The organism is Chloroflexia bacterium SDU3-3, from assembly GCA_009268125.1.
Classification (GTDB): Bacteria; Chloroflexota; Chloroflexia; order Chloroflexales; family Roseiflexaceae; genus SDU3-3.
In genome coordinates, this window is the sequence record WBOU01000006.1 from 364024 (window position 1) to 385739 (window position 21716).

Consider the following 21716-nt stretch of genomic DNA (forward strand, 5'->3'; position numbering starts at 1 on the left):
CGCCGCACTAGGTTTTGCATGTCGCTAGAGAATCCCTACATCCACCCCGCCCGCATCAAGGCCGCGCTGCGCACGCTAGAGCTGACGCCCACGCGCGGCATGGGCCAGAACTTTCTGCTCGACTCCTACGCCCTTGAGACGATCGTGCGCGCGGCGGAGCTGGCCCCCGACGACACCGTGCTGGAGATCGGCCCCGGCCTGGGCGTGCTCACCTGGGAGCTGCTGCAGCGCGCCGCCCGCGTGGTGACGGTGGAGCTGGACAAGCGCCTGGCCGCCCGCCTGCACACCGAGCTGGGCCACGACCCCAAGCTCTCGATCGTCCAGTCCGACATCCTCAAGATCGCGCCCGAGGCCGCGCTGGCCGCCAACGGCGCGCCCGCCGAGCTGCTGGGCCAGCCCTACAAGGTGGTGGCCAACCTGCCCTACGCCATCACCAGTGCGGTGCTGCGGCACCTGCTGGAATCAGCCCAGCGCCCCACGGTGCTGGTGGTGCTGGTGCAGTGGGAGGTAGCCAAGCGCATCACCGCCAAGCCCGGCGACCTGAGCGTGCTGGCCCACTCGGTGCAGGTCTACGCCGAGGCCGAGATCATCGAGAAGGTGCCCGGCAGCAGCTTCCTGCCGCCGCCCGCCGTCGACTCGGCGATCATGCGGCTGCGGGTGCGGCCCCAACCGCTGGTGCCCGAGGCCGAGATCGCCAGCCACATGCGCCTGATCAAGGCGGGGTTCCTGCAGGCCCGCAAGAAGCTCTCGAACGCGCTGCCCAGCGGCCTGGCCTCGATCGGCGTACAGGTGAGCAAGGAGCAGATGGGCGAGGCCCTGGCCGCCGCCCAGATCAACCCCGACCGCCGCGCCGAGACGCTGACCTTCGCCGAGTGGCAGGCGCTCTACCAGCAGCTGCCCGCGCTGCACCCGCGCTAGCCACAGCGCAGCAAGCGGCCCGCGACCCAGGCCTGGGTCGCGGGCCGCTTTTTGGCATCTGCACGCCAGCTAGCGCGCTTTCGCAGCCTGGCCCTGGCTGGTGATGATCACCACCACCGCCGCGACGATCACCCCCGCCGCCGCCATGGTGGGCAGCGTCAGTTGCTCGCCCGCCAGCAGCCAGCCCAGAAACACCGCCACCACCGGATTCACATAGGCGTAGGTCGAGACCCGCGAGGGCGAGCTGGCCTGGATGAGCCAGCTGTAGGCGCTGAACGTGATCACCGAGCCGACCACGGCCAGGTAGAGCACCGCCAGCCAGGCCCGCGTGTCCAGGATGGCGGGGGTGAGCGCGCTCCACTCACCGCTGGCCGCGCTGATCAGCATCAGCAGCGCGCCGCCCGCCAGCATCTGCAGCGCCGAGGTGGCCACCGCCGAGTAGGGCAGCGGGCGGTAGCGGCTGTAGATCGTGCCCACCGCCCAGCCCAGCGCCGAGAGCGCCAGCGCGATGGTGGCCACCACATCCAGCCCGCCCACGCCCGCGAAGGCCCCCGGCCCCACCAGCATCACCAGGCCCACGAAGCCCAGCCCCACGCCGAACAGCGTGGCCCCCGCAGGCCGCACCCCGCCAGGGCGCAGCCAGTCCAGCAGCACCACCCAGATCGGGATGAGCGCCAGCACCACCGAGGCCACGCCCGAGGGCACCCGCAGCTCGCCCCAGCTGAGCAGGCCGTGGCAGACCACGAAGAAGAAGAAGCCGCCCACCGCTGCGCTGCGCCAGTCGGCCAGCCGGAAGCGGCGCTCGCCGCGCGCCCAGGCCCACGCCATCAGGATGCCGCCCGCGATCAGCGCGCGCACCCCGCTCTGCATGAAGGGCGGGATGCTCTCCACCGCGTAGCAGATGGCCAGGAAGGTCGACCCCCAGAGGATGTAGATGGCCGCGTAGGCCGAAAAGACCCGGAAATCAAACGAGCGCGCCGCTGGCACGCTCTTCGTCGCCTGTTGCATCTGTGTTCTCGCTATCGTTGCCACACACGGGCCAAGATTATCGCCCTATTGTACGCGAGAACGCGCGGCGCGCGGCGGGGCCGAGCGCTCTTTACCACGAAGGCGCGAAGAACGATGTACCTCTATGGCTCCAAGACACCAAGGGAAGATGTAGGCCGCTCGCCCCACCCGTGGATGATGTGAATTTCTCAGAGAAGGGGGAAATGCACTCCTTGCGCGGCTATGCGATGGGGCCGTCTATACGATTCCACCTAACCGGACGTTTCATGCCATTGCTCCCGAAACCCCGAGGACAACAGAACGAGCTGATTGAAGGCGCGATCCAGATGAGCACCCAACCCAGACGAGGTATCGTCAAGCCACTCCATCAGCGCGTAGGTAAACGCCGCCGTGCCGACTTGGGCAGCCAGGGTCGACAGCTTTGGGTCGACCCCTCGTTGCTCCAGCGCCGAAGCCAGCACCGCGATCATGGCCGCCATTTTGGTTAGCTCCCGCTCCCGTAAGGCCGGTGTCGCGGCGATGATTGCCTGCCGAGGTGCCGAGAATGAACGATTATCTTCGTAGATCGCTTCCATCCCATGGAAGGCGAGCAGCAGAACCTGCATCGGCGTAAGATCAGCAGGCGCGCTGGCGATGGCCTCAGCGAGCGCGGCCTGCACGCTCACCTCGCGGTCGAACAGGATGTCACGCTTGTCTGCAAAATGCCGGAAGAAGGTTCGCTCCGTCACCCCAGCCTGCGCCGCGATCTCGGCTGCTGTGGTCTGCTCGTAGCCGCGCTCGCGGAACAGCTCTAAAGCCGCCTGCTGCAACTTGCGGTGCGCCTCGGCACTCTTTTTAGGCATTGGAGGCTCCTTATTGTCAGCCACTGACATTTTGGGTATTGTCAGTGACTGACATTTGTGGTATAGTCAGTCACTGACATATTGTAGCCCACAGATGGGAGTAGCGCAAAGGAGTGGGGATGAAGCGTATCCAATATCATCGTTACGGCGGACCGGAGGTACTACGCCTAGAGGATTTTACGCCCCCCGACCCCGGCCCCGGGCAAATCCGTGTTCGCGTCAAGGCGGCAGCCGCCAACCCGATGGACTGGAAGATGTTCAAAGGCGAGATGAAATTGATCACGGGCCGCACGTTTCCGCGCGGCCTCGGCCACGACTTCGCGGGCGTTGTGGAGGCCGTGGGCCCGCATGTGACCCGGTTCAACGTCGGTGATGAGGTGTACGGCGCAGCGGGGTTGAAGGCGGCGGGCGCATTCGCCGAGGCGCTGGTCACCGATGATACGATGGTCTTCCGCAAACCGCAGTCCCTTTCGTTCGAGAAGGCCGCCGCTTTGCCCGTGGTCGCCGGGACGGCCTGGACTGCGCTGATCGACAAGGCCCAGCTGCAAGCTGGCCAGCGGGTCTTCATCGCGGGCTGCCTTGGGGGGGTTGGGCGTATCGCAGTGCAAATCGCTGGGATGCGCGGCGCAGAGGTCACTGGCAGCTGTGGTGCATCCCGACGTGATGAGGCGCTGGCCCTGGGCATCAAGGAAGCCGTTGACTATCGCGCCTTCAATGCCAATGCCTATCGCGGTCGCTTCGATGTGGTGTTCGATACGCATGGCGCGCTGTCGCTGCGCCAGTGTGGCACGATGCTCAAACGCGGCGGTGTGGCGCTGCATATTGTTCCAACAGCTTCAAAGATGATCTGGAGCATGCTCTCGCCCCGCCATCAGACCGTTATGGGGCACGCGACGCCGCAATTTGTAGAAGCGGTAGAGCAAGGCAAGCTCTCGCCGACCATTGGCCGAACCGTGCCCTTGTCCGAGGCGATCTCGGCCATCATCGAGCTTGAGAACACCAGTTCACCCGCAGGAAAACTGGTCGTCATCCCCATGGGGTGAGCCTGGCTTGGCCATCCAGCACGGATGGATAGTGACGACCACATCATCGGTCGATATCTCTTTCTTGTATCGCTAACGAATGGAGCTTCCCATGATTGTTGAACTTGCCGACATCCGTATTCACCCCGGTCAGAACGCAGCCTTTGAAGAGGCCGTCCAGCGCGGCATCGACACAGTGGCGGTGCGCGCCAAGGGATTTCAGGGCTGCAAGGTGCACCATGGCATTGAATCCCCCGAGCGCTACATCCTGCAGGCCTTCTGGGACACGCTGGAAGACCACACCGTGGCTTTCCGGCAAGGGCCGCTGTTTTCCGAGTGGTATGCCATGATTGCGCCCTTCGCCGCCGCGCCAGCCGCTGTGGAGCACTTTGAGATAAAGTCTTGACTCTTAGGGGTTGAGCCGAGATAGCTGCTGTCGGCCAATGAGATTGATAGCAGTAGCGGCGAGGGCATGCTGGAGGTGGGTTGGAGCCATCCCAACCGGGTACTTCATCCTGGCCGAGCGCTGGGCCAGGGCCGAGCTAGAGTCGGCCCTAGCCTAGGGCCGCTTGCCGCACGCGCTGCGGCACAGCTTCGTCACCCTGGCCATCCGGGGCGGGGCTAGCGTGGCCCAGGCGGCGGCGCGGCACAAGGGTCCGCGCACCACCATGCGGTATGCGCACGACGTGCAGACCCTCGATGATAACGCGGTGGATTATGTGAAGTTTTGAGGGAGGAGGTAGGGGCGCGGTGGGGGGGGCGGCGCATCCTGCTGGTGCGCGGCAGGAAGACCAAGGTGGAAGATAGCAATTAGCCCGGTTTTGTGAAGCATTTCCTTAGCGTTGTAAATTGCAAAGATGCATAAATAGGCCTACCCCGATATCGGATTGTCAGAAAGAGCCTATTAAATTGCGATGTTTTCTTCTATTGCACAACTCGCAATGCTATTCGAAAGCCTATCCAAGGACTTTTGAGGTCATACTTAATAAGAGCAGGTTCGTCAAAAAATGTGGCCCAAACTAGTTCTGAGTTATGGGGCATCGCAAAATGACTACTACGAAAAATATGAAATCGAGATGCAATATGTTGATCACGCTTTGTTGTGAATGATGAACTTTTACCAATCCAGTCAAAAACAACGCTACTAGGATAGATACTGGGTTCATCAAAGCATAGCTCCATAACATTTCCTATCATATCATATAATCCCCATTGATTAGGTTCTTTTTTTCCTACAGGCTGCAGCATTCCGCCGCTATTTTCTTTGTGCCAAGCGATTTGATCAAGATAAGCTTCTTCATTACCATTATAGTATCGGGTTTCTGTTCCTGCTCGGCAAGCATATTCCCATTGCACTTCTGAGGGTAAGCTAAATTGATATAAACCTGGAATTTGATCGGAAAATTTAGCATTAAGTATATCGCAAAAAGATATAGCTTCTTCCCAACTGACTTGAACAATAGGTCGATTGTATGTTTCTTTATCTATCTTTGGCATACATGATGCGGTGATAGTATACCACTGTGCTTCGGTAATTACATATTGTCCAATCCAGAAGCCTTCAGTAAGATAAACATCAAAGCATTTTTCTTTTTCGTTTAACCAACTACTACCCATTCGAATCTTTCCAGGTTCGATCCAACGTAAAATTAAAGGTTCTGCACCATCAGGTAAGTCGATAATGTCTAATAAGAAAGGAGACCCTATTTGAATGCTCATTCTTTCACCCTTTCATCCATCCAATATAACCATATTTACATAAATTCAATACGGTTATATTGGATATTTATTTTACTTACTATAGATATATCATGGGTAACTATCCATTATATCTACAGTAATACCGGGAGCGTCCTGAAATATAGAATCCATTACTTCATTTATAATTTCCGCAGGTGGTTAAGAACTGCCATATAAAGGCTGATTTACACCCATAGAGCGAAATGTTACTACTAGCTTGTTATATTCTACGTAAATTATCGCAAAACCCACATCTTGATAATAGTCAGTAACTAAACCCTTTTCGTGCAACTGCTCTTGAACTGTAATATGTCCTGTTTTCCTCCGAACCTACCCAGCATCTTCCTGTTCAGTGGTTAACTCGCTACTGCTAGGCATAAGTAGATATTTGACAGTTTCTCGATTATACACTCCAGAAAATCCTGTGCCTATAGGATAATCAAGAATATTAATCCTTCCCATTTTTATAGCCGATACCTGCGGCCCATGTACCTGCGGGCCTGGGTCCATGGGCGGGGTGCGGAACGAGGACCAATCGAATGGCCCATTGAGGCTGAAGCCCTCCTGATCCGGGCAGGATGGCCCAGGCAGCGGGAAGCCCGAGACCTCCATTGACGGATTGCGCTGTGTCGGCCCGGTGGGCGGCTCATACTAAATGGGTGGCTGGGGATGCCCGGTGTGGGTCAACCCGGTCGGCGCTTGTTGTGAGAACTGATTGTTGTCTGTCCACACATACCCTGGCCACCTCGGGAAACAAAATCCCATCCACGAGCAATCTGGGCACTATTGTTTTCTATAGTAGCGGCATCTGGCCACAATCCATCAAAGCAGTGCGCATAGCCACACTGTGATACTGCCTGATTAACTGATAAACCGACCGCCAGCGCGCCTCCCGCGATTGCCGCGCCTATGAGAATGCAGCCCACCGCATCAACACCTGCAAAAAAGATACACCGCCCGCTCGGGTCGGTGAACAGCGTCGGCTGGTTGGAGGCGTACATATACGGCGCGGGGTTGGCGGGGTCGCCCGCGTAGGGGTCGACGCTGGCGAAGCTGCCGCTGGCGGCATTGTACCACCGCGCGCGCAGGTGCACGCTGCTGCCCTGCTGGAGCTCGCCCGTGAAGCCGAAGCGGGCCGGCGCGCCGCGCTCCACCGCGCTCGCCACGTAGCCCACGCACACATCCCAGCGCCTACGATCAAAATAGGCCCCATGGCGGTGGTAATTCATCTAGAGAGAGCGCAGCATAGCCATATCGCCGTAAAAGAGCCACAAAGGCGACACTACTTGCCCGAGCGCAATCTACGGGCAGGAGACGCATACAAAGGAGTATCCACGCATGCATCCTGATCTTGTCGATGGATTCAGCCGGATGATTGAGGTGATCAAGGCCGACCCGCGCTGCAAGGGCGGCTGGCACTATGGGTCGATCAGCCACGGGGCGTCCGATCAGTACTCCGACTACGACCCAGTGTTTCTGGTGCCCCAGCGCCACTTCGAGGCGTTTTCGCTAGATGTGGCCAGATTCGTGCGCCACGCCTGCGACGAGCTGCTGATCTGCTGGGCCGAGGACTACAACAGCGCGTACTTTAAGAACTTCTGCAATCTCATACGGATCAAGCAGAATCTGCACCAGCTGGACTTTTTTATCCTCAACGAAGATCATGTTGAGAACTGGTGGTGCCGCCAGCACCTGAAGGGCTGCACCCGCGAGCACATCATCTACGACGCCAGCGGCGATGTGGCCGCGCTGCTCGACCGTGGGCTGCGCACCGAGAGCGCCCTGCCCGACCCGCAGCGCTGCTTCGACACCTACTGGTTTCACGCCGAGATGCAGGTCAAGTACTTCAAGCGCGGCGATATCTTCAAGATCATCAAGAATATGGACTTTCTGTTCCACGCCCACGTCGACCTGCTGCTGACGGCCTACGATACGCTCGACTGGGGAGCGTGGGAAACCAAGGTGCGGCAGTGCGTGCCGCACGAGAAGCAGCGGCACCTGCTGGGCTACTTCACCACGCCAGACGCCGCCGCATATGCGGCGGCGATCAGCGCGGGGATGCGAACCTTCAACCAGGATGCGGTCGAGATCTTCGGCCAGCGCGGCCTCGACTACCCGCAGCATATCGCCGATCAGGTGATCGGCTACTTTAGCCGCGAGGTCGGCGGCTAGCTGGCGCTGGGCAGGCCCGCGCCCAGCCTGCGCGCCAGCCAGGCCCCCGCGCCCAGCACCAGCGCATCCTCCGCCGCGCCCAGCAGCGGGTCGGGCGCGGCCAGGGCGCGGCCAAGCCAGCGGCGCAGGTGGTAGGTGGCGTAGGTGCCCAGCGCCGCCGCAGCCGCCCCAGCCACCGCCCCGCACCAGGCCGCGCCGCCCTCGCGGTGCCACAGCAGCGCGCCCAGCCCCCCGCCGATGGCCACCCGCCCGGCCAGCGCGGGCGGGCTGGTGCGGTCGGGCGTGGTCGGCAGCTTGTCGCCCACCAGCTCGCCCAGGGCGGCGGCCGCCAGCGCGGCGCTGAGCGCCTGCCCGCCGCGCCCGCCGCCCAGCAGCCGCACCAGCGCGGCTGGCCCCGCCGAGCGCGCCCCGGTGAGCGCGCACAGCCCCAGCGCCGCCGCGTAGCGGGCCGCCCGCCCAGCGCCCTGATCGTATGCCTCATATGCCATTATCGTCTGCTCCTTCGCTCTGCCGCTGCCCAGCATGAGCAGCCGCCGTGCCACGCGCCCTAGTCGTCGCCTGCGGGCGCGGGCGCGGCCTGGGGCTGCTGGCCGCGCCCCACGCGCGCGGTGAGCGACTGGAGCAGGCTATAGGCCGTGGGAATGAGCAGCAGCGTCAGCAGCGTGGATGTGATCACCCCGCCGATCACCACCGTGGAGAGGCCGCGCCGCAGCTCGGAGCCTTCGCCCAGGCCGATGGCCGAGGGCACCGCGCCCAGTAGGATGGTGGTCGATGTCATCAGGATGGGCCGCAGCCGCACCGCGCCCGCCCGCTCAAGCGCATCCTCCTTGCCCATGCCCGCCGCCTGCAGCTGGTTGGTGAAATCGACCAGCAGGATCGAGTTTTTCACCACCAGGCCCAGCAGCATCAGCATGCCGATCATCGAGACGATGTCCAGCTCTAGCCCGGTGAGCCACAGGCCCACGAACGCGCCCAGGAAGCTGAGCGGCATGGCCAGCATGATCACCAGCGGCTGGAGGAACGAACCGAACTGCGAGGCCAGCACCACATACACCAGCAGCACCGATAGGCACCCGGCCAGCAGCAGCGAGCGGAAGCCCTCGCTCTGATCCTCGGAGGAGCCGCCGTTGCTGATGATCACCCCCGTCGGCAGATCCGCCGCCGCCACGCGCGCCCGCATATCGGCCTGCACATCATTCACATTGCGCCCGATGTTGTTCGCGCCGATCACGATCTCGGCCATGCGATTGTTGCGGCGGATGGAGGTCGGGCCGGTATCCGAGACAATAGTTGTCAGGCTGCTGATCGGCACATCGCTGCTGCCCAGCGGCAGCGCCACCGCGCCCAGGTTGGCCACGTCGGTGCGGTCCTGGGGCCGCAGTCGCACCACCACATCGTAGTCGTCGCCCGCCGCGCGGTAGGTGGTGGCCGTGTCGCCGTCGTTCAAAGCCCGCAGCGTGGCCCCCATAGTCTGGTTGGTCAGGCCGTAGCGGTTGGCCTGATCTTGGTCCAGCTGGAATTGCAGCTGTGGCGACCCGGCCACATAGGTCATGTCCATGTCGTCCAGGCCTGGGATGTCGCGGAAGCTGGCCATCAGGCGCTCGGCCACCGGCGCGAGGTCGTCGATATCGCCGGTGCTGCGCAGCCGCACGCCCACGGGCCGCTGCGCGGTGGAGAGGGCCAGGCCGCCCTGGGCGCGGTCGAGCGCGAAGATCACGCCGGGGTAGCCGCCCAGCTGCGCCCGCAGCCGCTCGCGCACCTCGTCGGGCGAGGCGTCTTCGTGCAGGGCGATCTGGAAGGTGGCGCTCTCGGATGCGCCGCCGGGGCCAACGACCGACAGCAGCGACGCGACCGCGTGGTCGGCCAGCACCACCTGCTCGATCTGGCGGGCCTGCGCGTCGGTGTCGGCCAGGGTCGCGCCGGGGGGCAGCTGGATGCTCAGCGCGGTGCGGTGGTTGTTGATCGTGGGCAGAAACGAGAACTTTAGCGTGCTGGCCGCCAGCACGCTCAGCAGCACGAAGGCCGCGCCGATGCCCAGCGTCAGCATGCGGTGGCGCAGCGTCCAGCGCAGCAGGCGGGCGTAGGCCAGCTCCAGCCGCCCCAGCTGCTCGTGGGCCTCGTGGGGCAGGTGCTCCTCGCCGGGCTTGATGTGCAGCGGCTTGGGCGGCAGCTGCTTGAACCAGTAGGCCGAGAGCATGGGGGCCAGCGTGAAGGCCTCGATCAGCGAGAGCGCCATGGCGGCGGCCACCGTGATACCAAACGAGTAGAACAGGATGCCAGTGGTGCCAGTGGTGAAGGCGGTGGGCGCGAACACCACGATGATCGTCAGCGTCATGGCCAGCACCGAGGCGGCCACCTGCGCGGTGGCGCGGCTAGAGGCCACGGCGGGCGTCTCGCCGCGCTCCATGTGGCGAAAAATGTTCTCGCGCACCACGATCGCATCATCGATCACCAGGCCCACCGCCACCGAGATGGCCAGCAGGCTGACGATGTTGATGGTGATGTGGAAGATCGACATCATGGCGAAGGTGGCGATGATGATCACCGGCAGGCCCACCACCGTCACCAGCGTGTTGCGCACATCGCGGAAGAACAGCCACACCACCAGCATGGCCAGCACCACCGAGATCAGGATCTCCTCGATCGCGCCGTCGACATTGGCGCGCACCTGCACCGCATCGTTGTGGATGACGGCAAACTGCAGGTCGGGGTAGGCCGCCGCCAGCGCGTCGATCTTGGCGATCGCGGCGTCGGCCACGGCCACCACATTGGTCTCGCTCTGGTTGCGGATGTCGAGCACCACCGCGTCGCTCCCATTCAGGCGCACCAGGGTGGTGGCGTCGGCGCGGCCATCCTCGATGGTGGCCACATCGCCCACGGTGTAGCCGGTGGTGCCCAGGCCCACGCTGGCGATGTCCTCGGGGCGCTGGAACACGCTGGGCGCGCGCAGGTCGTACTCCCTGCCGCCGCTAACGGCGGTGCCCAGGCCCACGTCGGCGTTGGCCTGCGCGATGGCCGCGCTGACGGTGGAGGGCAGCACGCGCAGCCACTGCAGGCGGCTCATGTCTAGCAGCACGTTGATCTGGCGCTCCTGGCCACCCGTCACATCCACCGACCCCACGCCAGGGGCGCTCTGGATCTGCGGCACGATCTCATCATCCACCAGCTGGCGCAGGTCGGTCTGGCCCTGGCCCTGGCTGATCGCCACGGTGATGATCGGGTTCTGGTTGGGATCCACCTGGGCAAACACCGGCTCGCCGATGTCGTCGGGCAGCTGGTTGCGGATGGCCGATATCTTCTCGCGCACATCCTGCAGGGCGCTGTCCACCTCGGTGGTGTCGGTGAACTCGACCACAATCGAGGAGACACCCTGCGAGGATGTGGAGGTGATGCGGTCGACGCCGCTGACCGTCGAGAGCGAGTCCTCGATCGGCCTCGTCACCTGGGCGGCCACCGAGTCGGGGCCTGCGCCCGCGTACGTCACGCGGATGCTGACCACGGGCACGTTGATGTCGGGCAGCAGGCTGACCGATAGCGAGCTATAGCAGATCAGGCCGATCACCACCGCCAGCAGCATCATCATGGTGATAAAGACCGGCTGCCGAATGGCCGTGTCGGAGATGATCATGCCATCCAGCGCGGGCTTCGGCGATGGCTTCTTCTCGGTACTCATGCGGTTTTCAGCGCCTCGTCGTGCTCGGGCGGGTACGTGTGCTGCCGATAGCGCCCCGAGCGGCCCTATCGCCCACCCACACCATAGCGGCGCGCGCCCGCCCGGGCACCCCCACAGCGGGGGTGTTTTTTCCCTTCGTTGGGGGGATGGCGCGGGCGGGGGGCGGGGGCTACAATAGCGCTGAAGGAAGAGGAGGCCAATGCACGCCACGCCAACCATCGAGACGCCCGCCCTGGGCCGCTGGGCGCGCTACCGCGCTATCTGGCCCATCCCGCTGCTGCTGGCCGCCGAGGCGCTGGTGCTGTATACCGCGCCGCCCGCCCGCGAGAGCGCCGCATCGCCGCTCTCGCTGGTCGTGGCGGCGGTGCTGCTGCTCACCGGCCTGGCCCCGGCGGCGCTGCGCCCCAGCAGGCAGACCGCGCTGTTCGGCTGCTTCGCGATCATCCAGGCCGCGCTGATCTGGCGCATCCAGCCCGACCCGGCCATCCTCGGCAAGCCGTTCGAGGCCGCGATCAAGAAGACCCTGAGCCTCTGGGTGCTGCTGCGTATGGTCAACACGGTCTTCCTCGCGCCGCTGGCGCTGCACCTGGTGGCCAGCCTGCCCGCTCGGCGGATCGTGCCCGCCTGGGCGATCGCGGGCGGCTACGCGGGCACCGCGCTGCTGCTGCTGCTGGCCACGCTCACCCCGCCTGGCGCAGCCACGCTGGGCGGCGTGCTGCTGCTGCTGGCGCTGTTCTTCGGGCTACAGGTGGCCGTGCTGCGCCTGCTGCTGCACTACAGCCGCAGCGGCGACACCCGTGCCGCCCAGCTGGCCCGCATCCTCTTCACATGCATCTTGCTGGCCGAGATCCCGTTTGCCCTGCGCACCGTGGGGCTGATGCACGGCGTCGTAATGCCCTACGAGGTGGTGCTGCTGGCCCAGCTCATCCTGCCAGCGGGGATCTGCTACGCGGTGCTGCAGCACGACCTTTTCCAGATCGACACGGTGCTCTACCGCGCCTTCATCTCGGGCGCGATCTCGATCACGCTGCTGACGCTCTACTTTGGGCTGACCGTCATCGCCACCACGCTGCTGCGGCGGGTGGTGCCCGCCACGCCGTGGCTGGGCGCGCTGCTGGGGCTGCTGGCCGCCGCCGCGCTGTTCAGGCCGCTCTTCCGAGGGACAAAGGCAATGGCCGACCGAATCTTCTACCCCGAGCGCCTCCAGTTCCAGCGCGTGCTGGCCCAGGCCCACGAGGCGCTCTCGCAGGCGGTGCGCCGCGATACCGTGGAGGCCCTGCTGGCCCACGATCTGCCCGAGCAGATCGGCGCGGCGGGCGCGCGGCTGACCATGGGCGGCGAGCCGCCGCCCGCGCTGGGCCGCGCGTGGTGCGGGGCGCTGGTGGTGGGCGGGCGCACCCTGGGCCACTACTGGCTGGGGCCGCGCGCCCGCAACCTGCCCTACACCGCCGCCGAGCAGGCCGACCTGCGCACCCTGCTGCGGCAGGCCGCCCTGGCCCTGGCCTACGCCGAGACCTTCGACGAGCTAGAGGGCGTCAACCGCGAGCTAGAGGAGCGCGTGGCCACCCGCACCGCCCACATGCTGGCCCAGCAGCGCGAGCTGGCCGCCCTGGCCGAGCGCCAGCGGATCGCCCGCGACCTGCACGACTCGGTCAAGCAGACGCTGTTCAGCATGGGGCTGGGGCTGCGCGCCACCCGCAGGCTGCTGGATGCCGACCCGCCCGCCGCCAGCGCGGCGCTGCGCACCCAGGAGCAGCTGGTGGTGCAGGCCCAGGGCGAGATGGGCCAGCTGCTCTCGCACCTGCGCGCCCCGGCCAGCGGCCTGGCCGACCTGGTGCCCGCGCTGGCCGCGCTCTGCGCCGAGCCGCGCCAGGGGCTGGCGGTGGCGCTGCACGCGCCGCCCGCGCTGCTGCTGCCCGCCGCCCAGGCCGCCGAGCTGGCCATGATCGCCCGCGAGGCGCTGCACAACGCGCTCAAGCACAGCGGCGCGGCCCAGGCCAGCGTGGCGCTCTGCGCCGAAGATCACGCCAGCATCCTCCAGATCTGCGACAGCGGGCGCGGCTTCGACCCGGCCCGCGCGGTCGGCCACGGCATCCAGGGAATGCGCGAGCGCGCGGCGGCATGCGGCGCGTCGGTCGAGATCCAGTCGGCCCCCGGCGAGGGCACCACCGTCACCGTTCTAGCAGTGAGGCCAACATGAGCAACGAGAAACGCCAGATCGGCGTGCTGATCGCCGACGACCACGCGGTGGTGCGGCTGGGCCTGCGCATGACTATCGCGGGCGAGCCAGACATGCGCCTGCTGGGCGAGGCCAGCGACGGCCAGGAGGCGGTGGCCATGGCCGCCCAGCTGCGACCCGACGTCATCCTGCTGGACATCGAGATGCCGCGCATGGATGGGGTGGAGGCCGCCATCGCCATCCGCGCCGCCCAGCCCCACGCCGCCATCCTGATGCTCACCAGCTACACCGACGACGCGCGGCTCTACGCCGCCATGCGCACCGGCGCGCTGGGCTACCTGCTGAAGGAGATGGACGGCGACGCGCTGGTGGATGCCATCCGGGGCGCGGCCAGGGGCAACCCGCAGCTGCACCCCACCATCGCCCGCAGGCTGATGGAGCGCATGGCCGGGCCAGAGGATCCCTTCGCCAGCTTCTCGCAGCGCGAGCGCGAGGTGCTGCGCCTGATCGTGCGCGGCCTGAGCAACAAGGAGATCGGCGGCGCGCTCTCGCTGGCCGAGTACACCGTCAAAGGCTACGTGCGCGACATCCTGCGCAAGCTGTATGTGGCCGACCGCACCCAGGCGGCCCTGATCGCCGTGCGCTACGGCCTGGTGCGCCCCGACGACCTGCCCGAGCTTGGCTCGTTCCCACCCGAGGAGGAGGCGTGATGGCGCGGCCCGATCCGCCACGGCGGCAATGGCCCGCGTCGCTGCCCATGCGGTGAACACGGCATGCGCGCGACGCGATCATTGACGTAGGGGCGGGGCAATGCGGGCATCGGGTCGGAAGCCATGACAGCAATGTAGTTCCAACCTGCACTGCCGCTGCTTCCGCCTGCACTGCCGCTGCTTCTGCCTGCAGCGCCACTGCTTCTGCCTGCACTGCCGCTGCTTCTGCCTGCAGCGCCGCTGCTTCTGCCTGCACTGCCACTGCTTCTGCCTGCACTGCCGCTGCTTCTGCCTGCAGCGCCGCTGCTTCCGCCTGCAGCGCCACTGCTTCCGCCTGCAGCGCCACTGCTTCCGCCTGCACTGCCGCTGCTTCTGCCTGCACTGCCGCTGCTTCTGCCTGCACTGCCGCTGCTTCCGCCTGCAGCGTGCTCCTTCGAGATATAGGGAGCCTCTTTTGCTTGATGGAATAATGCTAGACCTGAATTAGATCATTTTCCCACCCTTTGTGGTGTCTTCTTCGCGATCTTCTATGGTATTGAGCGCCTTTGCTGCTTGTGCGCAAAAGCAATGGGCCTCAATGGCATGGAAAACGTAGCCGCATCAGGGTCGTGTAGCGATCATTGCACTACATCCGGCGCGATGCGGTCAATGCGCACATGGCGGGCACGAGACCCACCCCTACAGTGGTGTTTCACTTGGCAGGCACCGCGATGCGTCCGGCGCGATGGCACATGCGGCGCTGGATTTGACAGACGTCAAAAAAACAACTATGTTCACCCTTCAACAAAGCCCGGGGACAGCCGAGGGGAAGGAACACCATGCAGCTCAACCTACCGATCGCCGAGAGGCTCGCGGGGTGCCAGCGCATCCTGATCGCCGGTATGGGCGGCGGGTTCGACATCTACTGCGGGCTGCCGCTGGCCTTCGCGCTGGAGGAGCAGGGCATGCAGGTGCACCTGGCCAACCTCAGCTTCTCGCCGCTGCACCTGCTGGAGACGGCGGAGCGGCCACACCCGGCGCTGGCGGGCGTCACCGCCGACACCGCCCCCTTCGCCAGCGCTGGGGCCGCCCCCGCGAGCGCGGGCTACTTCCCCGAGCACTACCTGGCGCGCTGGTTCCGCGAGCGGCGGGGCCGCGAGGTGACGGTCTGGGCCTTCGAGCGCACCGGCGTGCGGCCCCTGGCCGAGGCCTACCGCCGCCTGGTCGAGCGGCTGGGCATCGACGCGCTGCTGCTGGTGGATGGCGGCGTGGACAGCCTGGCGCGCGGCGACGAGGCCGAGCCGGGCACCTACATCGAGGACGCGGTGTCGCTGGCCGCCGCCGCCGAGCTGGCCGAGCTGCCCACGCGGCTGCTGGCCTGCGTGGGGCTGGGGGCCGAGCAGGATCTGACCCACGCCCACATCTTCGAGAACATGGCCGCACTGGCCGCCGACGGCGCGTTCCTAGGCAGCTGCTCGCTCACCAGCGCCATGGAGTGCTACCAGGCCTACGAGGACGCCACGCTCTACGCCCAGGCCATCCCCGGCCAAGACCCCAGCGTGATCAACTCGTCGATCATCTCGGCGGCGCAGGGGCGCTACGGCAACTACCACATGACCAGCAAGACCAGCGGCAGCACGCTGTGGATCTCGCCGCTGATGCCGATCTGCTGGTTCTTCGACCTGCCCGGCGTGGTGGCGCGCAACCCCATGCTGGCCCACGCGGCGGGCACATCCACCTTCCGCGAGGCCATGCGCGCGCTCAGCATCGCCCGCGAGGCCGTGGTGCCTCGGCGGCTGCGCCGCATCCCGCTGCAGTAGTAGGGACGAATACCACGAAGCCACGAAGACACGAAGGGGAACCTTTTACCACCAAGGCTCCAAGAAAACGAAATGCATAGGAGATAGGAGCAGTACCAGCCCTACCCACCCGGCCCATGCGGCGAAGGTGCTACTCGTGCAAACTGGCCATATGCACGAACACCAGCGACCAGCGGCCAGCACGGGAATGCCTAAAATTGGGGGTTCCAAGGGGGCGTAGCCCCATGGCGGGGTTGCTAGGGGCTGGCCCCTAGCCGCCGCCCGCGCAGGGCACGCACCCACCAACCACGAGGAACCATCATCATCGAAGCCGCATCCGGTCGGCCCGACCTGCAGTAGGGGAACCCATTTACCACCAAGACTCCAAGGCTCCAAGGGGCAGAAAACGAATACCTCGAAGACGCGAAGGGGGAACATTTACCACCAAGACTCCAAGGCTCCAAGAAAACGAAATGCATAGGAGATAGGAGCAGTACCAGCCCTACCCACCTGGCCCATGCGGCGAAGGTGCTACTCGCGCACACTGGCCATATGCACGAACACCAGCGGCCAGCGGCCAGCACGGGAATGCCGCAAATTGGGGGTTCCAAGGGGGCGTAGCCCCATGGCGGGGTTGCTAGGGGCTGGCCCCTAGCCGCCGCCCGCGCAGGGCACGCACCCACCAACCACAAAAACCCATCCTCATCGAAGCCGCATCCGGTCGGCCCGATCGGGCCTAGCCACCGCCCGCGCAGGGCACACACCCACCAACCACGAGGAACCATCATCATCGGGGTCGCAGCAGGCCAGCCCCACCGGACAAAGATGCAAGCATTGCCTACGCGCGGCGAGTGCGCCGAGCTAATCAGCGCGGTGTACCTCACCCCCGCCGACATCGAGGATGGCGAGCGCCTGCGGGCCAGCCTGCGCGCGCTCGCCGGGCTGTGATGCGGTAGAATAGCGGCGGGAAGGCCGCGCCGCAGCCTGCGGCACCAGCAGAGGAAAAGCACACTGTGAGCATCATCCACACCATCCGCACCAAGTTCATCAGCCGCGTGCTGGGGCGCGACTACGTGGAGCTGGAGGGGAGCATCATCCCGCTGCCCGACCACCGCTGGTGCGGCCCCGAGTTCAAGGACGACGCCTTCTACCTGCGCTCGGCGGAGGGCGAGGCCCAGCGGCTGGTGGAGCACCTGGGCTGCGGCGCGGGCAGCCGCGTGCTGGATGTGGGCTGCGGCCAGGGGCGGCTGGCCATCGGGCTGCGGCGCAGGGTGCCAGCGCTGGGCGGCTATGTGGGCATCGACATCGACCGCCGCTCGGTCGAGTGGTGCCAGCGCCACATCGGCCAGGCCAGCCCACCCTACCGCTTCCTGCACCTCGATCTCTACAACGAGCGCTACAACCAGGGCGGCGCGGCCATCGGCCAGGGCTTCCAGTTCGACCTGCCCGAGGCCAGCGCCGACATCGCCTACCTATTCTCGGTGTTCTCGCACACCACCGAGGCGGACATGCGCGCCTACCTGCGCGACTTCCGCCGCGTGCTGGGCGCGGGCGGGAGCCTGTTCTTCACCACCTTCGTGGAGGAGGGCGTGCCCGATGTGTCGATCAACCCCGAGGGCTACCGGCTGCGCTGCAACGGCCCGCTGCACGTGGTGCGCTACAGCAAGCCCTACCTGCTGGCCCTGCTGGCCGAGCACGGCTACCAGCTGCTGCGCTTCACCCACGCCACCGAGGCCGACGGCCAGAGCGCGCTGTACCTGCGGGCGTTGTAGTAGACCACGAAGGCACAGAAGATTCACCTCCAAGACTCCAAGAGAAAATATCTTGGAGTCTTCGTACCTTCGCCAGAAAAGCCTTGGCATCATGAATCAAGACACCAAGACCCCAAGAAAAAAGAATCTTGGTGCCTTGGTGTCTTGGTGGTAAAAAACTAGCGGAAGTCGAGGTCGAGCGCGTCAGCGCCGTGGCGGATGCGGATGCGCCGCTCGCCCACCGCCGCCTGGCAGTAGGGCGCGTCGATGCGCGGCCCGGGGTGGAGCGGCTGCACGCGGCCCGCCACCACCAGCGGCCCGAGCCAGCCGAAGGCCAGCGAGCCGCACGCGGGCGACTCGTACTCCACGCGCAGGCCCTCGCAGCGCAGCGGGGCGCGGCTGCACGCGGCCACGAAGTCGGCGAAGCCGCCGTACTGCGCGGCGTCGCCCAGCTCGCAGACCCACGCCGCATCGCGCTCGGGGGCGCGCAACTCGCTCGCGCCCGCCCAGCGCGCCCCCGGCAGCGCCGCCAGCCCCACGAAGCCCGCGCCCCTGCGCCCGAACACCCAGCCGCCGCGCTCCACCAGCTCGTCGAAGGCCGCGCGCGGGAAGTAGGCGTGCGAGAAGGGGAAGGGGTCATCCGGCGGGATGTGGTGGATGCAGATCAGCGTGCTGCGATGCTGGGCCACCCTGGGCAGCCAGCGGCAGCCGGCCCAGAAGTTCGGGCGGGCCTCGTGGTCGTCGCGCTCGTCGGCGGTGCCGGGGTGGCTGGTGAACACCGCCGCGTCGCGGCCCAGCGCGGCGTGCCACACATGCTGCTGGTAGCCGGGCTTGCCGGGGCGGAAGTCCTGCGCGCTGCTCAGCTGGTAGTGCGGCGTGCGGAAGGTGACGATGTGGGCGGGCGAGAGCGCGGTGTCCAGCGCGTCGCCGTCGAAGCTGCCGCCGCGCTCGGCGGCCAGCGCGCGGCAGGCGGGCAGTCTATCGTCGGCCTGGGCCACGAAGCCCTGGAGCCAGGGGTCGCCAGCCGCCTGTGCCAGCCGCTGGGCCGTGGCGCGCACCGCAGGGTGGCGCGCGCTCTGGCAGGCCCAGAGGATCATGCTCGCGTCCAGATCATCGGCGGGGATATCGTAGCGCGGCAGCTCATCCACGCCCAGCCCGAAGCGCTCGCGGATGAGCAGCTCGGCGGGCTGGTGGTGCGCGATCGCCTGGATGACGGGCGGGCAGCGGTAGGCGCTGGTGGCCATGCTCACCGCCGCCATATTGGTGCCCATGTGGTAGACGCCCGTGGTCAGGTGCAGCTGGCCCGTGCCGAAGGCCAGCCAGCCGATGGTGGCGCTGGGGTCGGCGCTCGCGCCCTTCACCAGCTGGGCGTAGGTGCGCCCGTGGCTGCTGGCCAGCGCGCCGCCGAAGCTGTGCATGGCCAGGTCGAGCAGCAGCATGTCGACCGCCTGCCCGGCCAGCTGCCGCAGCTCCGGCTCTAGCGCGAAGTCGTAGATATTCAGCAGCGCCGTCAGGTCTTCCTCGATGTAGCAGTTCGACAGCCACTCGGCGTAGCCGAAGCGGGCGCGGTGGTCGATCCACCGCCGCGCCAGCGCCGCGCCGTGCTGGGCGTGCCACGCGCCATCGCGCCCGCTGGCCGCGAACACCTGGCGCGGGAACAGCTGCCCGGCCAGCAGCTCACAGCTGTGGAACAGGATCTGGTGGTTCTCGGTGTGGAAGCACATGCGCATGCCGGGCTGGTCGTACCAGTAGCAGAAGGCCAGCGCCGCCTGGTCGATAGCGTCGCGCAGCGCGGGTGCGAGCATGTGGCCCTGGCCGTAGCGGTAGCGCGCGCGCAGCAGCCCGGCCAGGGCGAAGTCGGCGCAGTCGCGCATGGCCGTGGCCAGCTCCAGCGAGGCCCGCACGAAGCGCTCGTCAAGCACGCCGCGCCCCAGCTCCAGCCGAGGGATCTGGTGGAACACATCGGCGCGGCCATTGCCGCAGGCCCGGTCCGCAGCAAGCTCGGCCAGCAGGAAGGCCGCGCGGCGCTCATCATCCTCAAAGGCGGTTTCCATGGGTCTACCCCTTCAGCGCCCCCGCCAGCGCCGCCGTGAAGAACCGCTGGCTGTAGAGGTACAGCCCCAGCGGCAGCAGCGCGCACACGATCGCAGCCGCGATCGTCACTGGTGTGGCATATGCGTCGGTCGACATACCGTTGCGCAGGCGCATTATAGCAGGCATGATCAGCTGCATGTTCTCGTCGCTGATCAGGATCTGCGGCCACAGCACCGAGTTCCAGCTGCCCGAGAGCGACAGGATGGCCAGCACCGCCACCGAGGCCTTCATGTTGGGCAGCACCAGCCGCAGAAACAGCCCGAACTCGTTGCAGCCATCGATCCGCCCCGACTCCAGCATCTCGGTGGGGATCTGCAGCATGAACTGCCGCATCAGGAAGATGCCGAACGCCCCGCCGCCGATGCTGGGCAGCACCAGGCCCCAGTAGCTGTTCAGCAAGCCCAGCTGGCGCATCACCACAAACTTCGAGACCAGCATCGAGTCGGTGGGCAGCAGCATCACCGCCAGGATCAAAAGCAGCGCGATGTTCCGCCCGCGAAACGGCAGCTTGGCCAGGGCATAGCCAGCCAGCGCGCTGGCGAAGGTGCTGAGCACCGTGGTGGTGGTGACCACGCCCAGCGTGTTCAGAAAGTAGCGCTCAAGATGGTAGCGCGTCACGATCATCTCGTAGAGCTCGAAGGTGAACGCGGTCGGGATGATCGACATGGGGTTCTTCACCACATCCAGCCGGTTGAAGCTCTGCGCCAGAACTGCCATGAATGGCCACAGGAAGATCACCGCCAGCAGCGCGGTGCAGGCGGTCACCACCAGGCTGAGCCTGCGCTCGCGGCTGAGCCTGCGCTGGACGCGCAGCGCCTGCTGCGACGGTTGCATGGGTTGTGCTGCCATCAGTCCACCTCGCCAAATCGATACAGCTTGAGCTGAAGCACCGTAAGCCCGACCGACACCGCAAACACCATCCAGCCGATGGCGGTGGCGTAGCCCAGCCGCAGCTGGTTGAACGAGAGCCAGGTGATATACGGCACCAGGAACCAGCCGCGCCCGCCGGGGCCGCCGCCATCGCCGTTGTTGTACAGCATCAGCGTGACCTCGTAAATCATCAGCGAGCCTGCGGTCATAGTGATCGTCATGTACGCGATCACCGGGCGCAGCAGCGGCAGCAGCACATGCCAGATCCGCTGCCAGAGATTCGCGCCATCTACAATCGCCGCCTCCTCGATCGAGGGGTCGACGCCGGTGATCCCGGCGATGAAGTAGACCACGTGGCTGCCCACATAGCTCCAGAACGCCAGCGTCAGCATCATGGGCAGCACAAACTGCGGGAAGCCCAGCCAGTCGATCCGATCTGCGCCGAACTGCATCAGCAGCGCGTTGGCAAAGCCGCGATCTTTGTTGAAGAACCACGCGCCGATCGCGCCCATCGTCAGGCCGGGCAGTGCCACCGGCACATAGAACAGGGTGCGCAGCAGGCCGCGCGACTTGATAAAGCGCGAGGTGAGCAGCAGCGCCAGCCCAAAGGCCACCGGCAGCTGCGTGACGATGCTGCCCAGTGCGTAGAGCAGCGCGTTGCGGAAGGCGCTCTGCAGCCGCCCGTCGTTGGTAAAGGCCTCGGCGAAGTTGGCGAGGCCGACCCACTCCCACTCGTCGCCATAGCCCAGCGACTCCTGAAAGGCCATCAGCACCGCCCGCAGCAGCGGGTAGAGCGTGAAGAGCGCGAAGGTGATGAAGAACGGTGCGATGAAGAGGTAGGGTGCCCACTTGCGCTGGTCGCTAAAAAACCGCACGATGCGCGCCCACAGCGTAGGGCGCGCCGCCCGCGGGACCGAGATGGTTGCCATAGTCGCTCCTTCCTACCGTATCGAGAACCG

Annotated in this window: 17 protein-coding genes and 1 pseudogene; 8 read left to right on the plus strand and 10 right to left on the minus strand. The window is 65.7% G+C overall.

Annotated elements, in window-relative coordinates; translation table 11 throughout:
* Positions 1-18 precede the first annotated feature (18 nt).
* On the plus strand, positions 19-918 hold the full coding sequence (gene rsmA / locus F8S13_12670; protein ID KAB8143082.1) for a 16S rRNA (adenine(1518)-N(6)/adenine(1519)-N(6))-dimethyltransferase RsmA: 900 nt from the start codon (positions 19-21) through the stop codon (positions 916-918).
* A 69-nt stretch (positions 919-987) separates the two neighbouring features.
* Here rsmA and F8S13_12675 read toward each other — a convergent pair whose 3' ends face one another.
* Together F8S13_12675 and F8S13_12680 are read right to left on the minus strand one after the other, a co-directional pair.
* On the minus strand, positions 988-1926 hold the full coding sequence (locus tag F8S13_12675; GenBank protein KAB8143083.1) for an EamA family transporter: 939 nt from the start codon (positions 1924-1926) through the stop codon (positions 988-990).
* A 251-nt stretch (positions 1927-2177) separates the two neighbouring features.
* A complete protein-coding gene (locus F8S13_12680) occupies positions 2178-2768 on the minus strand; it encodes a TetR family transcriptional regulator (protein KAB8143084.1) in 591 nt (196 codons plus the stop codon).
* Between the two features lie 119 nt (positions 2769-2887).
* Here F8S13_12680 and F8S13_12685 point away from each other — a divergent pair, with 119 nt between their 5' ends.
* The gene (locus F8S13_12685) at positions 2888-3811 is read left to right on the plus strand and encodes an NADP-dependent oxidoreductase (protein KAB8143085.1); all 924 of its coding nucleotides are present in this window, start codon (positions 2888-2890) and stop codon (positions 3809-3811) included.
* Between the two features lie 91 nt (positions 3812-3902).
* Entirely contained in the window at positions 3903-4196 is a 294-nt protein-coding gene (locus F8S13_12690) for an antibiotic biosynthesis monooxygenase (GenBank protein KAB8143086.1), read from the plus strand.
* Between the two features lie 518 nt (positions 4197-4714).
* Here F8S13_12690 and F8S13_12695 read toward each other — a convergent pair.
* Positions 4715-5509, minus strand: coding sequence for a formylglycine-generating enzyme family protein (locus F8S13_12695; protein ID KAB8143087.1), 795 nt, complete (start codon positions 5507-5509; stop codon positions 4715-4717).
* Between the two features lie 704 nt (positions 5510-6213).
* The gene (locus F8S13_12700) at positions 6214-6759 is read right to left on the minus strand and encodes a hypothetical protein (GenBank protein ID KAB8143088.1); all 546 of its coding nucleotides are present in this window, start codon (positions 6757-6759) and stop codon (positions 6214-6216) included.
* A 109-nt stretch (positions 6760-6868) separates the two neighbouring features.
* Between F8S13_12700 and F8S13_12705 the strand changes: the two genes are divergently transcribed.
* A complete protein-coding gene (locus F8S13_12705) occupies positions 6869-7702 on the plus strand; it encodes an adenylyltransferase (GenBank protein ID KAB8143089.1) in 834 nt (277 codons plus the stop codon).
* Here the strand turns inward: F8S13_12705 and F8S13_12710 are convergent.
* Together F8S13_12710 and F8S13_12715 are read right to left on the minus strand one after the other, a co-directional pair.
* Positions 7699-8190 (minus strand): hypothetical protein, encoded by a 492-nt coding sequence (locus F8S13_12710; protein ID KAB8143090.1) that lies wholly within the window; start codon positions 8188-8190, stop codon positions 7699-7701. The two genes, F8S13_12705 and F8S13_12710, sit on opposite strands and share 4 nt — an antisense overlap.
* 59 nt (positions 8191-8249) lie before the next feature.
* Positions 8250-11594, minus strand: coding sequence for an efflux RND transporter permease subunit (locus tag F8S13_12715; GenBank protein ID KAB8143091.1), 3345 nt, complete (start codon positions 11592-11594; stop codon positions 8250-8252).
* Between F8S13_12715 and F8S13_12720 the strand changes: the two genes are divergently transcribed.
* Both F8S13_12720 and F8S13_12725 read left to right on the plus strand, forming a co-directional pair.
* Complete coding sequence (locus F8S13_12720) at positions 11575-13575, plus strand: hypothetical protein (GenBank protein ID KAB8143092.1); 2001 nt, start codon at positions 11575-11577, stop codon at positions 13573-13575. The two genes, F8S13_12715 and F8S13_12720, sit on opposite strands and share 20 nt — an antisense overlap.
* Entirely contained in the window at positions 13572-14264 is a 693-nt protein-coding gene (locus F8S13_12725; GenBank protein KAB8143093.1) for a response regulator transcription factor, read from the plus strand. The genes F8S13_12720 and F8S13_12725 overlap by 4 nt, the downstream gene beginning before the upstream one ends.
* Positions 14265-14413: 149 nt before the next feature.
* Here F8S13_12725 and F8S13_12730 read toward each other — a convergent pair.
* Positions 14414-14689 (minus strand): annotated as a pseudogene (locus tag F8S13_12730) (FmdB family transcriptional regulator).
* Between the two features lie 393 nt (positions 14690-15082).
* Here F8S13_12730 and F8S13_12735 point away from each other — a divergent pair.
* Both F8S13_12735 and F8S13_12740 read left to right on the plus strand, forming a co-directional pair.
* Positions 15083-16063 carry a DUF1152 domain-containing protein gene (locus F8S13_12735; GenBank protein ID KAB8143094.1) on the plus strand — a complete coding sequence of 327 codons (981 nt, stop codon included), beginning with the start codon at positions 15083-15085 and terminating at the stop codon, positions 16061-16063.
* A gap of 992 nt (positions 16064-17055) precedes the next feature.
* On the plus strand, positions 17056-17814 hold the full coding sequence (locus tag F8S13_12740; protein KAB8143095.1) for a class I SAM-dependent methyltransferase: 759 nt from the start codon (positions 17056-17058) through the stop codon (positions 17812-17814).
* A gap of 158 nt (positions 17815-17972) precedes the next feature.
* Here F8S13_12740 and F8S13_12745 read toward each other — a convergent pair whose 3' ends face one another.
* From F8S13_12745 to F8S13_12755, 3 genes are read right to left on the minus strand one after another with little or no spacing between them, the layout of a single operon-like run.
* On the minus strand, positions 17973-19847 hold the full coding sequence (locus F8S13_12745) for a hypothetical protein (protein ID KAB8143096.1): 1875 nt from the start codon (positions 19845-19847) through the stop codon (positions 17973-17975).
* A 4-nt stretch (positions 19848-19851) separates the two neighbouring features.
* Positions 19852-20736 (minus strand): carbohydrate ABC transporter permease, encoded by an 885-nt coding sequence (locus tag F8S13_12750; GenBank protein KAB8143097.1) that lies wholly within the window; start codon positions 20734-20736, stop codon positions 19852-19854.
* Entirely contained in the window at positions 20736-21686 is a 951-nt protein-coding gene (locus F8S13_12755) for a sugar ABC transporter permease (GenBank protein ID KAB8143098.1), read from the minus strand. The genes F8S13_12750 and F8S13_12755 overlap by 1 nt, the downstream gene beginning before the upstream one ends.
* Between the last annotated feature and the right edge of the window lie 30 nt (positions 21687-21716).